Annotated in this window: 10 protein-coding genes and 1 pseudogene; 3 read left to right on the top strand and 8 right to left on the bottom strand. The window is 66.2% G+C overall.

Annotated features, from left to right (window positions below):
- Positions 1-103: 103 nt before the first annotated feature.
- The 4 genes and pseudogenes from IU459_RS04965 to IU459_RS04950 all read right to left on the bottom strand — a co-directional run.
- A pseudogene (locus tag IU459_RS04965) lies at positions 104-715 on the bottom strand (TauD/TfdA dioxygenase family protein); the annotation flags it as partial.
- 175 nt (positions 716-890) lie between these two features.
- Positions 891-1,781 (bottom strand): ABC transporter permease, encoded by an 891-nt coding sequence (locus IU459_RS04960; RefSeq protein ID WP_195128269.1) that lies wholly within the window; start codon positions 1,779-1,781, stop codon positions 891-893.
- Positions 1,774-2,634, bottom strand: a complete 861-nt coding sequence (locus tag IU459_RS04955) for an ABC transporter ATP-binding protein (RefSeq protein WP_195128268.1) — start codon at positions 2,632-2,634, stop codon at positions 1,774-1,776. Before IU459_RS04955 ends, IU459_RS04960 begins: the two co-directional genes overlap by 8 nt.
- Positions 2,631-3,713 carry an ABC transporter substrate-binding protein gene (locus IU459_RS04950; RefSeq protein WP_195128267.1) on the bottom strand — a complete coding sequence of 361 codons (1,083 nt, stop codon included), beginning with the start codon at positions 3,711-3,713 and terminating at the stop codon, positions 2,631-2,633. Before IU459_RS04950 ends, IU459_RS04955 begins: the two co-directional genes overlap by 4 nt.
- A 668-nt stretch (positions 3,714-4,381) precedes the next feature.
- Here IU459_RS04950 and mgtE point away from each other — a divergent pair.
- Positions 4,382-5,746, top strand: coding sequence for a magnesium transporter (gene mgtE, locus IU459_RS04945; protein ID WP_195128266.1), 1,365 nt, complete (start codon positions 4,382-4,384; stop codon positions 5,744-5,746).
- A gap of 207 nt (positions 5,747-5,953) precedes the next feature.
- Here the strand turns inward: mgtE and IU459_RS04940 are convergent, their stop codons facing one another.
- Together IU459_RS04940 and nrdF are read right to left on the bottom strand one after the other, a co-directional pair.
- Entirely contained in the window at positions 5,954-6,907 is a 954-nt protein-coding gene (locus IU459_RS04940; RefSeq protein ID WP_195128265.1) for an alpha/beta hydrolase family protein, read from the bottom strand.
- 807 nt (positions 6,908-7,714) lie between these two features.
- Positions 7,715-8,677 (bottom strand): class 1b ribonucleoside-diphosphate reductase subunit beta, encoded by a 963-nt coding sequence (gene nrdF, locus IU459_RS04935; RefSeq protein ID WP_195128264.1) that lies wholly within the window; start codon positions 8,675-8,677, stop codon positions 7,715-7,717.
- Positions 8,678-9,014: 337 nt separating this feature from the next.
- On the opposite strand from nrdF, the gene IU459_RS04930 reads away from it, so the two are divergent.
- Entirely contained in the window at positions 9,015-9,407 is a 393-nt protein-coding gene (locus tag IU459_RS04930) for a DUF7144 family membrane protein (protein WP_195128263.1), read from the top strand.
- Between the two features lie 34 nt (positions 9,408-9,441).
- Here IU459_RS04930 and IU459_RS04925 read toward each other — a convergent pair whose 3' ends face one another.
- Both IU459_RS04925 and IU459_RS38320 read right to left on the bottom strand, forming a co-directional pair.
- Positions 9,442-10,434 carry an aminoglycoside phosphotransferase family protein gene (locus tag IU459_RS04925; protein ID WP_195128262.1) on the bottom strand — a complete coding sequence of 331 codons (993 nt, stop codon included), beginning with the start codon at positions 10,432-10,434 and terminating at the stop codon, positions 9,442-9,444.
- A gap of 291 nt (positions 10,435-10,725) precedes the next feature.
- Positions 10,726-10,938, bottom strand: coding sequence for a hypothetical protein (locus tag IU459_RS38320; protein WP_228837407.1), 213 nt, complete (start codon positions 10,936-10,938; stop codon positions 10,726-10,728).
- 162 nt (positions 10,939-11,100) lie between these two features.
- Here IU459_RS38320 and IU459_RS04915 point away from each other — a divergent pair, with 162 nt between their 5' ends.
- On the top strand, positions 11,101-12,144 hold the full coding sequence (locus tag IU459_RS04915) for an alpha/beta hydrolase (RefSeq protein WP_195128261.1): 1,044 nt from the start codon (positions 11,101-11,103) through the stop codon (positions 12,142-12,144).
- Position 12,145: the final 1 nt, after the last annotated feature.

The raw sequence follows: 12,145 nt of genomic DNA, 5'->3' as shown, positions 1-12,145 counted from the left end.
CAACAGGTTTGAGGGAGCGATACCGCGCCGACACGTGGCCATGCCGCCGGGGGCGGACCAGACCGCGCCTACGCGGCGATCAGTGTCCGCCTGCCTGGAGCGTACCCGTCAATGGCTGGACCACTGTTCCCACCTGAGGCGAGGTCGAACTCGGGGTGGAGGCGGACATTTCGGTGTCCGCATCGACAGCTACGAACCGGTGCTCGGCACGCAGTCCCTCTGCGAACCGCTCGAGCGACTCCGGCAGGTTCTCGTAAGCGGCCACGAGGTTCGTCCAGCCGGTGTCTCCGCCGCGCTCCGGCGCGATCTCGGCGCGCAGTATCGAGGCCGCGGGCGGGTTGACCAGCGCGGAAACATCGGTGTGCCAGTGATTGTTGTAGCTGAACTTGCGCACCCCGAACCGCTTTTCGTACAGGCGACTGTCGACCGCGAGGATCTCCGGGTGCTCGGTCGGCGCGTCGTCGTCGTAAGGGTGCGACGGGGTGACCGCGCCGAACCGTCGGGAGAAGGCGATCTGCTGCGCGTGATTGATGGGCTGATCTCGGAAGAACAGCACCTTGTAGCTGTGCAGCGCGTCCCGGATCGCTTCGACCTGCTGGTCGGTCAGCGGCTCGCGCAGATCGACGCCGGAGATGTCGGCGCCGATGTAACCGGCGACCGGGGCGACCTGCACGGTGCCGGCGGTAGTGGTGGGAGTTTCGTGTACGGCGGTCATGGGAGGACTCACTTCGGGATAGAGGATCAGACCGGGTCAACCGGGTGTATCGGGCTGTCCGCGAGGGCGACAAGCGCTGCGGCACACTCGCATCAAGTCGACGAAGAGTCGCTTGGTCAGCGGCGGCATGGCGACCGCATCCCGATCGGGCGGACGTCGAGGCGTTCGGCCATGGTCACGCGCTCGCCGGGACGCGCCACCGGGACAGGCGGCGTTCGAGGGTGACCAGCAGCCCGTTGAACCCCAGACCGAGCAGCGAGATCGCGAGGATTCCCGCGTACATGTTCGGGATCGCGAAGTTCTGCTGGGCGGCGGTGATCAGGTAGCCGAGCCCGGCTCGGGCACCGAACATCTCGGCGGCCAGCAACACCAGGATCGAGCTGGCCGCCGCCATCCGCAGTCCGGTGAAGATGGACGGCAACGCCGCGGGCAGGATCACCTTCTGGAACAACCGCAGCGGCGAGAAACCCAGCGATGCCGCCGATTTGATGAGCAGGGGATCGACGGTACGCACGCCCGTGATCGTGTTCAGCAGGATCGGGAAGAAGCTCGCGTACACGACGATGGCGATCTTCGAGGTTTCGCCGATGCCGAGGATCAGCAGGAAGACCGGAAGCAACGCCAGCGCCGCGGTGTTGCGGAACAGCTCCAGGATCGGGTTGAGGAAGTCCGCCACCGGCTTGTACCAGGCGATCGAAACGCCCACCGGAATGCCGACGGCCAACGCGATCGCATAACCGACCAGCGAACGATTCAGGCTTGCGGAGATGTGGGTCCACATCTCCCCGCTCGCCACCAGGTCGGTGAACGCCTGGGCGACCACCGAGAAGGGCGGCAGGAAGACCTCGTCCACCAGTCCGACGGTGGGGGCGAGCTGCCACACCAGCAGGAACAGCGCGATCACGAACGTCGGTTTGAACAGCCGCCAGGCGAACCGGCCGGCTACGCGGACCGCATTCGTAACCAGCGGGGCCGTGCTTCGCGGCGCGCGCACCGAGACAGGCCGCGAGGGCTCGGCCGCGCTCTGCTGAATCGGGCGCTCGGTGAGCTGGATCGCACTAGACATGGGCCGCCCTCTCGGTGGTGGATTCAGCATGGGCAGGGTGGTCGGTCAGCGACTCGCGTTCCAAGCTCGCCGCCCGCTGGACCTCGCTCTGCAGCAGCGTCCAGATCTCGTGGCGGTAGTCCCGGAAGCGTTCGGACGAGCGGATGTCACCGCCGGCGTCGCGATCGATCTCGACGTCGACGATGGCCTTGATCCAGCCCGGCCGCGAGGTCAACACGGCCACCCGCTGACCGAGGTAGACCGCCTCGTCGATGCCGTGGGTGATGAACAGGACGGTCTTGCCGGTAGCCCGCCAAATGCGTAACAGCTCGTCCTGCAAGGATTCTCGGGTCTGCGCGTCGAGCGCGGCGAACGGCTCGTCCATCAGCAGCACCTCCGGGTCGAACGCGAGGCTGCGCGCGATGGCGACGCGCTGCTTCATGCCGCCGGAAAGCTCATGCGGGTAGCGGTCGCCGAAACCGGAGAGCCCGACGAGCTCGAGGTAGTGCTCGGCCAGTTCCCGGCGCGCTTTGCGGCGCAGACCCTTGGCCTCCAAGCCGAACTCGATATTGGCACGCGCCGTCCGCCACGGCAGTAGCGCGTATTGCTGGAAGACGATGCCGCGGTCCAGGCCCGGCCCGGTGATCGGCTTGCCGTCCAGCAGGATCTCGCCGGAGGTCGGTTTGCTCAGTCCGCCGAGCAGGTCGAGCAGGGTCGACTTCCCCGATCCGCTCGGTCCGACCAGGACCAGGAACTCGCCCTCGCGCAACTCGAGTGAGATGTCCTGGATGGCGGTGAACCGTTCCTGCGAGCCGCGCACCGCGAATTGCTTGTGCACGCCGGTGAGCGACAGTTTCGTCGCGGTCGTGGTCATTTCGCGGCCACCGCCTCGCCGGTCGGTCCGCTCTCCGGCCGGTAGGTGCCGTTCGCGTACGGGTTGAACTTGTTGGTGAAAAGATCCGTGGCCTTCAGCTTGCCGTTCGGCAGTTCGCCGTTGCGCACCAGCCAGTCGATCCAGATCTGGATTTCCTTCTCCGCGACGACCGCGCCCGGCGCGGGAATCCCGGAGCTCAGCCAGTACGGAACCAGATTGGCGTTCTCGTTGCGGCCGCGCTTGTTGATGATCTCGGTGAATTTCGCCTGCACCTGCTCGCGCGGCGTCACCTGGAGCCAGCGGATCGCGCGCGCGGTGCCCTGAACGAAGTCCTTGACCGCCTCGGGATTCTTGGCGATGTAGTCGTCACGGAAGACGTAGGTGCCGTAGGCGGCCGTGCCGAAGATGGCCTTGTCGGTGTACAGCGGGCGAATGCCGCCGCGTGCGAGGGCGGTGTCGCGGAAGACGCCGCCGAGAGCGCCGACGTCGACCTGTCCCTTGCGCACCGCGTCCTCGGTGTTGGCCGGAGGCACGACGGTCAGCTGTACCTGCTTGATCTCCTGCTCGGAAAGGCCCTGCTGATGCAGCCACTCCCTGGTGATGAATTCATGGTGGGCGCCAAGGGTGTTCACGGCGACCTTCTTGCCGATGAGGTCGCGCGCCGACGTGATGCCGGAGTCCTCACGAACGTAGTAGCCGGTAAACGACTGTTCGTCCGCGCCATAGGAACTGAGCACCGAGGTGACCTTCGCCCCGCCCGCGATCAGTTTCACCACTGCGCCGTTGAACGCGCTGCCGAGTTCGACCTGGTTCGTCGCCGCGGCCTGGATATTGGCGGGGCCGCTCGTTGTGTCGCCTTCCCAGTGCAGCGTGATCTTCTCGAAGTAGCCGAGGTCTTGGGCCAGCTCATAGGCGCCGACCTGACCCGTGGCGCCTTGATAGCGCAGCACGTACTTGCCGTCGGCGGTCTTGACGGGAGCGGATTCGCCGCAGCCGGTGAGTACCGACAGGCCGGTGAGCAAGGCGACGGCGGCGGAGAGCGCGCGGGCGACGCGCCGGGGGGACGAGCGATGGGGCATTGTTCGTTCTTTCGAAGGCGAGAAGGCGCCGTGCAGCTGGAGTGCTCGGCATGCGGCGGCCACGCCAACGTTGGGAAACGGCGGCGTGTGGGGCGGCGGCGGACGCGCGGGGATTCGGGTGAGACCGCTACGTCAGCGGCGACAGATTCCGTGCGGAATGCGCATGAAGTCGATCGCGCGACGGCGGATCAGTGCGGTGGCTGTCGACACTTCGAGACTTCCGTGAGCTGTGGTGGGAGCGGGCCCGTGGTCTGCGACGTCCGAGCCTGCTTGGCACACACTGTCCTTGTTCTCAGGCATGGGAGCAACAGTTCGACGCCGGGTGCGTCAAACCTTGCTATCCCGGCGTCGATGAGTCACCGTTTCACGGTGGTGCGCGAAACCGATTCGGTTACAGCGCTCACTATGAGGTGATCATTCTCTCCGGAGCGATGTAAGCTGCACGGGGACGTTTTCGACGTCCATGGGATGTTGATCGGAATGGTGCGGATATCCGAGTCCGCGGCGACGAGAAGGAGGTGGGGTTGCGATGCGCAGCGAACCTCCCAGTCGAAGGCCGCGCGGCGCCGCCCCTTCGCATGCCTGATTGATCTGCGACGGCGGGGGCCGGCGCCCGCGGTGTGAATTTCGCGCTCCTTGTTCACTCACGCATGTGCTGAGGTCCTCCCATGTCGCAGACCGACATCATCGAAGTACGTCCGACGCTGTCCGAGTCCCTGCAGGACATCGTCGAAGCCCACCGTGTGGACGCCGCGCTCGACTGGCTCGGCAACCACCCGCCGCACGTCATCGCCGACCAGCTCGCCCGCATGGACGCGGTGCGTGCCGGGATGGCGTTCCGCCTGCTCGACAAAGATCTGGCGCTGGCCGTCTTCGAAGAGCTAGAGCCGGTGGATCAGCAGCAGATCCTGCAGGGCCTGCGCGATCAGAGTTTCCGCGAGCTGGTCGAGGGCATGGCGCCCGACGACCGGGCCCGCATGCTGCGCGAAGCGCCCGCCAAGGTCGCCAAGAAGGTCCTCGCCGGGCTGAGCCCGCGCGAGCGGCGGATGACCGCGAGCCTGCTCGGCTACCCGGAGGGCTCCGCGGGGCAGTACATGACGCCCGAGGTGGTGGCGCTGCCGCGGGAGCTGACCGTCGCCGAGGCGCTGGGCATGGTACGGGCCAAGGGCGGCAACGCCGAGACGGTGTACACGCTGCCCGTCGTCGACGCGGGCAGGCGCTTGACCGGCATCGTCGAACTGCGGGAACTGGTGCTCAGCGAGCCGGGCAGGATGGTGTCGGAGCTGGTCGTCACCGAGCCCGCCTTCGCGCGCGCGACCGATTCCGCGGAGAAGGCCGCCCGGTTGATGCGCGAGACCAACGACCTCAACCTTCCGGTGGTGGACAGCGAGGACCGGCTGGTCGGACTGCTCACCATCGATGACGCGGTCGAGGTGATCGAGGCCGCCGACAGCGAGGACGTCGCACGTCAGGCGGGTTCCGCTCCGTGGGAAGGCCACTACATGGCCGCGGGGGTGTTCCAGCTGGCCCGCTATCGCGCGCTGTGGCTGCTGCTGTTGCTGCTCGCCGCGACCCTCACGGTGAGCGTGACCGACTTCTTCGAGGGCACCTTGCAGCAGGCCGCGCACCTGGCGCTGTTCATCCCGCTGCTGATCGGCGCGGGCGGCAACGCCGGTGCGCAGGCCGCCACCGCCTGCGTGCGCGCGCTCGCGGTCGGCGAGGTCAGGGTGTCGGACCTGCTCCGGGTGATCTGGCGGGAATGCCGGGTCGGCTTGGTGCTGGGTTCCCTGCTGGCCTCTGTGGGCCTCGGCATCGGCGCGGTGTTCGTCGGCCCACGCATCGCCCTGGTCGTCGGCATCACCCTGGTCCTGATCTGCGGCTGGGCCGCCACCATCGGCGGCACCATGCCCCTGCTGGCGAAGAAGCTGCGCATCGATCCCGCGGTCGTCTCGGCCCCCATGGTCACCACCCTGGTCGACGCCACCGGCCTGATCATCTACTTCACCACGGCCAAACTGGTTCTCGGCATCTGAGCGCAAACCCTCGGCGCGGCAACGTGATTCCGCGTCGAGGGCTGCTCGGGGCGGCAACGCATACGAGGTCGAGCCACCGTCCTCGGCGTCGGCGAACTTCGTCGAGCCGCGGAGCGGCGTTCAGGTCGGGTAGAGCACCTATTGCCGGTATCCGGGATGGGCGTTGGCTATGGGCCGCGATATCCGCGAATCTGCCCGTCTCCCGGCTTACTTGGATTCGACCCGTCCGAGCGGGTCGGGTCCGGCCGTCAGCGCGTCACACGCTACCTGCCACGCGGAATCCCCGGGGTAGAGCTCGGTGCGGAGGTAGGCCCAGGTGAGCCGCCCGACCGCAGCGACTCGTTCCGGGTTCTCGTCCGTGGTCTCGGCGACGTCATAGCCAGAGATCCCACCGAGGCCGTGCTCGGCGTCGAACAGGGTGAGCAGGGATTTGGGGCCCGGGGAGAGGAAATAGGGATCGGCGTGCCAGTCCGCGCCCCGAACCGTCAGGTGGGCAGAGGTGTCCTTGTCACCGGCGACCACGAGGGCGGGCGTCGTCATCTCGGAGAAGTCCATGGTCGAGAAGAAGGAGTAATTCTCGATCACGAACTCGGTGAGGGCATCGCCGCCTCTGCCGGGCGCGGCGAGCAGCACACCCGCCTTGATCCTGGGCTCGGCCAGGTTCACTTCCGTTCCATCGCGCGGATCGGTGAGCCGCGCGCCCAGCAGCATGCTCGCGGTATGCCCGCCCATCGAATGTCCCGCCACGGCAACCTTGCTTCGGTCCAAGCGCCCGAGCAGGTGCGGGACGGCAGCCTCGATCACGTCGAGCTGGTCGAGAACGCGCTTCATATCCTCAGCCCGCGATCGCCAGTGTGGTGGCGCCTGGGTGTCGACGGGATTCCGGCTCAGCGTCTTCGAGTCCAGATGGGTGGGCTGGATCACGACGAAGCCCCGCGCCGCCCAGAAGTTGGCGAGCGGTGCGTAGCCGTTCAGCGAGGAAAGGTTGTTCGAGTAGCCGAGGCCGTGCGAGAGGAGGATGATCGGCAGCTCGCTTCCGCTCACGGGGGCGGAGACTCGCACCTGCAGATCCACGGCGCGGTCGGGCGCCGGCAGCACCACCGGACTGACCGACAGGACGGGCGTACTGGCGGTCTCGGTTGCGTACGTCGATTCACTCATGATCTCGATTTCCTTGTGTGCCGGTCTCAGTCGGGCTGGCGGCGGGTGCGGCGGACAGGAACGACCATTGCGGCCGAAGTCAAGCGGAACGTTGTTCCATAACAATATGGAACCGTGTTCCGGTTTGTCAACGGGAAGCTGCGGCGACCCCCGGACGTCTTGGCCCTGATGGTCACGCCCTGGTCGACGCCGCTGGACTGATCACCTACTTCGCCACGGCCAAAATAGTTCTCGGCATTTGAGGACTGGGACCATGTCTGCGCCAATCGGACTTCCGGTGCTATCCGGAATCGGCCCTATTCCCACGCCCGTTCCGCCTCCGCTCGAGGAGGCCATGTCAGCCACACCGTGGCTCGCCGCTCTGGGCGGTGGGTCGGCACCGGCCAGCAACCCCCGCTGTGGATCGACGGCTTCCTCGCAGCGGCGCGGCCAATCGCAATCCCCACCACGATCGCCACTCCAACCCCTGTGCACCAGATACCCTGGCGTGGCCGCTTTTTCGGACGCATCGTCCGACGGCATCGGGGGCGAGATGGCGGTGGTCCGCGCCTGGGCGCACACATTCGATAGAGCGCCACGCTCGCGTACGGCCTACCGACGAATGTCGCAGGCGTTCCGCGGAGTCGGCCCCACTCGGCCCACTCCGGCCTCGTCATCTACTTCACACGACCCCGAACGCGGGATGCCTACTGATCAACTCGGTTGGCTGGGCCGATCTACCCGCTGCGGGAGGCGATGATCGGTGAACCCGTGAGCTTGCGGGTGTGCATGCGCTCGGCTGGGATTTCCCAGCCGAGCGCTGGTCGATCAGAACTCCCAGTCTTCGTCTTCGGTGTTGACGGCCTTGCCGATGACGTAGCTGGAGCCGGAGCCGGAGAAGAAGTCGTGGTTCTCGTCGGCGTTGGGGGAGAGGGCCGAGAGGATGGCCGGGTTGACTTCGGTTTCGTCCTTGGGGAAAAGGCCCTCGTAGCCGAGGTTCATCAGCGCCTTGTTGGCGTTGTAGCGGAGGAACTTCTTGACGTCCTCGGTGAGGCCGACCTCGTCGTAGAGATCCTGGGTGTATTCGACCTCGTTGTCGTAGAGCTCGAACAGCAGCTCGAAGGTGTAGTTCTTCAGCTCGTCGCGCTCGGCCTGGGAGACCAGCTCCAAGCCCTTCTGGTACTTGTAGCCGATGTAATAACCGTGGACTGCCTCGTCTCGGATGATCAGCCGGATCATGTCGGCGGTGTTGGTGAGCTTGGCCCGGGACGACCAGTGCATCGGCAGGTAGAAACCGGAGTAGAACAGGAAGCTCTCCAGCAGCGTGGAGGCGACCTTGCGCTTGAGCGGATCGTCGCCGTTGTAGTACGACAGCACGATCTCGGCCTTGCGCTGCAGGTTGCGGTTCTCCTCCGACCAGCGGAACGCCTCGTCGATCTCGCGGGTGGAGCACAGCGTGGAGAAGATCGAGCTGTAGCTCTTGGCGTGCACCGATTCCATGAACGCGATGTTGGTCAGCACCGCCTCTTCGTGCGGGGTCAGCGCGTCCGGGATCAGGCTGACCGCGCCGACCGTGCCCTGGATGGTGTCCAGCAGGGTGAGGCCGGTGAAGACCCGCATGGTCAGCTGCTTCTCGTCGGCGGTCAGGGTGTTCCACGACGGGATGTCGTTGGAGACCGGGACCTTCTCCGGCAGCCAGAAGTTGCCGGTCAGCCGGTCCCAGACCTCGGCATCCTTTTCGTCGGGCACCCGATTCCAGTTGATGGCCGACACCCGATCGATCAGTTTCATCCTGTCTCCACGCCTTTCCCAAGCCCGCTGCCGTCACGGAATGCCTACCCTTGGAACACTACTCCTTGTGGGTGACAAGTCCGCGTAGCACAACACCTTGTGTCGCCGCGGCAAGCGTCCGGGTGCGGAAGAACGCCGGGACGCGCCGCACGCGGCTCCCTATTGTGCGGCACGCGGCTGCCGGCGACCACATCGGTCTCACCACCCATGGTCGATCGCTATTCATTTGCTGATCCTCGGCCGGTCGCGTGACCCACCCCGGCTACCTGCGCGGATTCGACCAGGTCAGCGATTACGTTGGGCCGGACAGGTGTCGCGTGTGGAAGGAGTGAGTGCTATGACCAGTCCGATCAGCACCCGTCCGGTGCTCGGCGACATGACGATCTTCGCAGGCGTGCTCATCCTCGTCGCCGGTGTCCTGCACCTGTTGACGGCCATCGCGGCAATCGCGGGGCGCGAGGTGTTCGTGGTGACCGAGGATCAGGTGTTCCTCATCGATGTCACCGCGTGGGGATGGATCCACCTGGTGATCGGAGTGCTGGTGGTGATCGCGGGTATCGGCATCGTGACCGGGAAGACCTGGGGGTATCTCGCGGGCATCGTGCTGGCGGCGATCAGCATCCTGGACAACTTCCTGTTCGTATCGATCTACCCATTCTGGGCACTGGTGCTGATCGCCATCGATGTGCTGGTGATCTGGGCGCTGGCCAGGCAGCTCGCCGCCGTATGAAAAGTCGCCGACACTTGCCGTGACGAAGCCCAGGTCAGCTACCTGACATCCGGATTGCGAAGCGCAGAAAGTCTTCGCTCGATACTCCAGCCAGCGCGGTCGCGACGGCCAGGTGCAGTCGCAGATCGTCCGGTTCGTCGTCCTCGACGGCCCAGACGATTTCCTCCATGGCACGCATGAACGCCCAGCCCCGGGCGCGATCAGCGTCGACATCCAGCGCGGCCGCGGTGCGCTCGACGACCCTCCCGGCATTTTCCGGTTCGGGTGCACTCTGCACCTGGATCATCACCAGGAATCCCGCGTCGAAGGCCGCCTCACCCAGATATGCCTTCGGATCGATGAGCAGCCAAGGCTCCCGTTCGGCCGCAACGATATTGCCGAGGTGGGTGTCCCGATTGACGATCAGCAGCGGCCCGTCGGGCACCGCCAACTTTTCGCACCATTCTGCCGCCCTCTCTAGAAGCGGCATGGGAAGCACCTGCACCACGGCGGGTTGCGGATCGACAAAGAGCCGGTTCCATTCGGCCACCATGTCGGCGGCTGCGGGCAGCGCAGGGTATCCCGTGGGAACGCCGACGGGTTCGCGTTGCAGCCGCCGGTACAACCGGCACGCGAGCTCGACCTTGTCGACGTTCTCAGGCCGGCCCTCGAGACTCGGAAACCCGGGCTGGTACACCAGTTCCGTCCCCGGCCGCGCCCATTCGAGCAGCATCGCCCCGGACTCGGAATCGAATTCGTACAGCCGGACGGCTCCCTCGCCCTGATAGCAGAACAGCCCGGTCGGCTCCCCCACGTTCTCCTCGTCGACGACCGGAACCTTCAACACCGCCATCGACCCGTCGCTCCGTCGAACCGGAGCGACGTAGGAATGCGTGCCGCCGCCGAATCCGTCCCCGATCACGTCCAACCCCCATGCCGCACAGCGTGCATCCACGAGGCCGGGCAACTCGTCGAGCCATCGGGTCCCGCGATCCCCGAAAGCCTGGCCGATATTGTCGGCGACGTCCTGCGGCAGTGAGATCGGCACCTGACCAGCCTGCCCGGCGACAGGCTGGTCACACAAACCGCGCGCGTTCCATCACTCCGGAAAGGACGAGTAGCGGGCAAGCGGCGTCGGCGACCTGCACGCCGCGAAGGTAGATCTGCTCGGTCACGCCGCTGCTGTAGAGCGAGTAGTTGCCGTGTGCTCGTGTACCTCACCGCGTCGTGCGCCCACTGTTGGTCCTTCCGTTTGTCGAGGTCGTCCTCGGTGACGTTAGGAACAGGTGTTACTGGCGGGCTGGGACCGAGCTGGGAGTTCACTGTGAGGGCGAGGGGTTCACTGCCTACTGGCCCTGCGGTAGCCGATGGCCGCGGGAACTGCGAACAGGACGATCGCGCCGAGCGACCCGGCGAGCGTCAGGAGCTTGCGGACACTCGTTCGGGTGAGCTGGACTTCGGCGAGGAATCTCGTCGGCGGCGGCCCAGGCGAACGGCGCCGCGGCGGATCGATTGTCGAGTAATGGGCACGGACTTGTCGTCGCCGCAGCATTTCTCCCACTTTGGTAGGGGTACGAATTCACCTCCCGGTATGAGGACCGTCGTGACGTGGCCGCCTTAGTGTTCGGCCGAAGAGGCAGCAGACCGGTGCCCCACAACGGCGATCTATCTCGGACCCGCGGCGTCCACCGGTGTGAGGATGAGGGAGAACAGCATGCGGAGACGGTGGTCGGCCGGACGTGTCGATATCCGACCGGTCATCGGCGCCGTGGTGGCGGCCGCGCTGACGCTGGCGATATTGCCGGGATGCGCAACACCCGAAGGCGCCGAGCACGGAATTCATTGCGAAGAGCATGTTTTCACCGTGCGCGTTCCAGCGGTGGGTGCGGCCGACCAGCGGATTGCCGGTGAGCTGTGCACATCGAATGGCGTGCAACCGGATATGCCGTGGCAGGTGCTGCTGCACGGCGGCGCCTACGACCGTACCTACTGGGACTGGCCCTACCGGCCCGACACGTATTCATATGTGCGACATGCGGTCCGGGTCGGCTATGCCACACTCAATTTGGACCGCCTCGGCTACGGCCGCAGCAGCCGGCCGGACGGGTCGATGCTCGACTTCGACGCGGGAGCAACCGCTGTGCACGGCGTGATCGAACAGGTGCGGATGGGGCTGCTGGGCGCCGAACCGCGTGCGGTGATTCTCAACGGCCATTCCATGGGCGGGCTTGTGGCCACCAGAGCGGCCCGGTTGGGCGGTGTCGACGCGGTGATCGTCAGCGGAATCCCGCCGCGTCCGGGCGGTGGCGACCGAGACGACAGGCGTTACGGGTTCCATCCCGCCACAGCGGATCCCAAGTTCGCCGACCGTCCGTGGGCGGCCGGGTATCTCACCACCCGGCCCGGCACCCGGGCCGAGGCATTCCTCTATCCGGGTGTCTACGACCCGGCGATCCTGCCAGTCGAAGAGGAACACAAGGACACCTTGGCGAGCGCTGAACTCCAGAGCGTGCGTCCGCGGCCCGGAGAGCGGCCGACCGGTGCGCGTCCGGCTGCGCCGGAGGTTCCGACTGCCTATGTGCTGGGCAGGCACGACACGATCGCCTGTGCTGATAACGACTGCACGACCGATCCGAACAGCGTGGCCGCCGACTACGTGGTGCCCGACAGCGGACACTCGATCAACGTCAGCCATGGTGCGCGGTTGTTCTATCAGTGGACCTTCGACTGGCTCACCGGTCTCGGGCTGGGCCGGTGAC

This window comes from Nocardia amamiensis (genome assembly GCF_015477605.1).
Classification (GTDB): Bacteria; Actinomycetota; Actinomycetes; order Mycobacteriales; family Mycobacteriaceae; genus Nocardia; species Nocardia amamiensis_A.
This window is presented reverse-complemented; position numbering and strand designations above follow the sequence as displayed.

What these genes read in the sequence shown, in the direction of transcription:
- IU459_RS04960 (WP_195128269.1), bottom strand. Translation starts at nt 1,781, where the DNA reads ATGTCTAGTGCGATCCAGCTCACCGAGCGCCCGATTCAGCAGAGCGCG.
- IU459_RS04930 (WP_195128263.1), top strand. Translation starts at nt 9,015, where the DNA reads ATGACCAGTCCGATCAGCACCCGTCCGGTGCTCGGCGACATGACGATC.
- IU459_RS04915 (WP_195128261.1), top strand. Translation starts at nt 11,101, where the DNA reads ATGCGGAGACGGTGGTCGGCCGGACGTGTCGATATCCGACCGGTCATC.
- mgtE (WP_195128266.1), top strand. Translation starts at nt 4,382, where the DNA reads ATGTCGCAGACCGACATCATCGAAGTACGTCCGACGCTGTCCGAGTCC.
- IU459_RS04950 (WP_195128267.1), bottom strand. Translation starts at nt 3,713, where the DNA reads ATGCCCCATCGCTCGTCCCCCCGGCGCGTCGCCCGCGCGCTCTCCGCC.
- nrdF (WP_195128264.1), bottom strand. Translation starts at nt 8,677, where the DNA reads ATGAAACTGATCGATCGGGTGTCGGCCATCAACTGGAATCGGGTGCCC.
- IU459_RS38320 (WP_228837407.1), bottom strand. Translation starts at nt 10,938, where the DNA reads ATGCTGCGGCGACGACAAGTCCGTGCCCATTACTCGACAATCGATCCG.
- IU459_RS04940 (WP_195128265.1), bottom strand. Translation starts at nt 6,907, where the DNA reads ATGAGTGAATCGACGTACGCAACCGAGACCGCCAGTACGCCCGTCCTG.
- IU459_RS04955 (WP_195128268.1), bottom strand. Translation starts at nt 2,634, where the DNA reads ATGACCACGACCGCGACGAAACTGTCGCTCACCGGCGTGCACAAGCAA.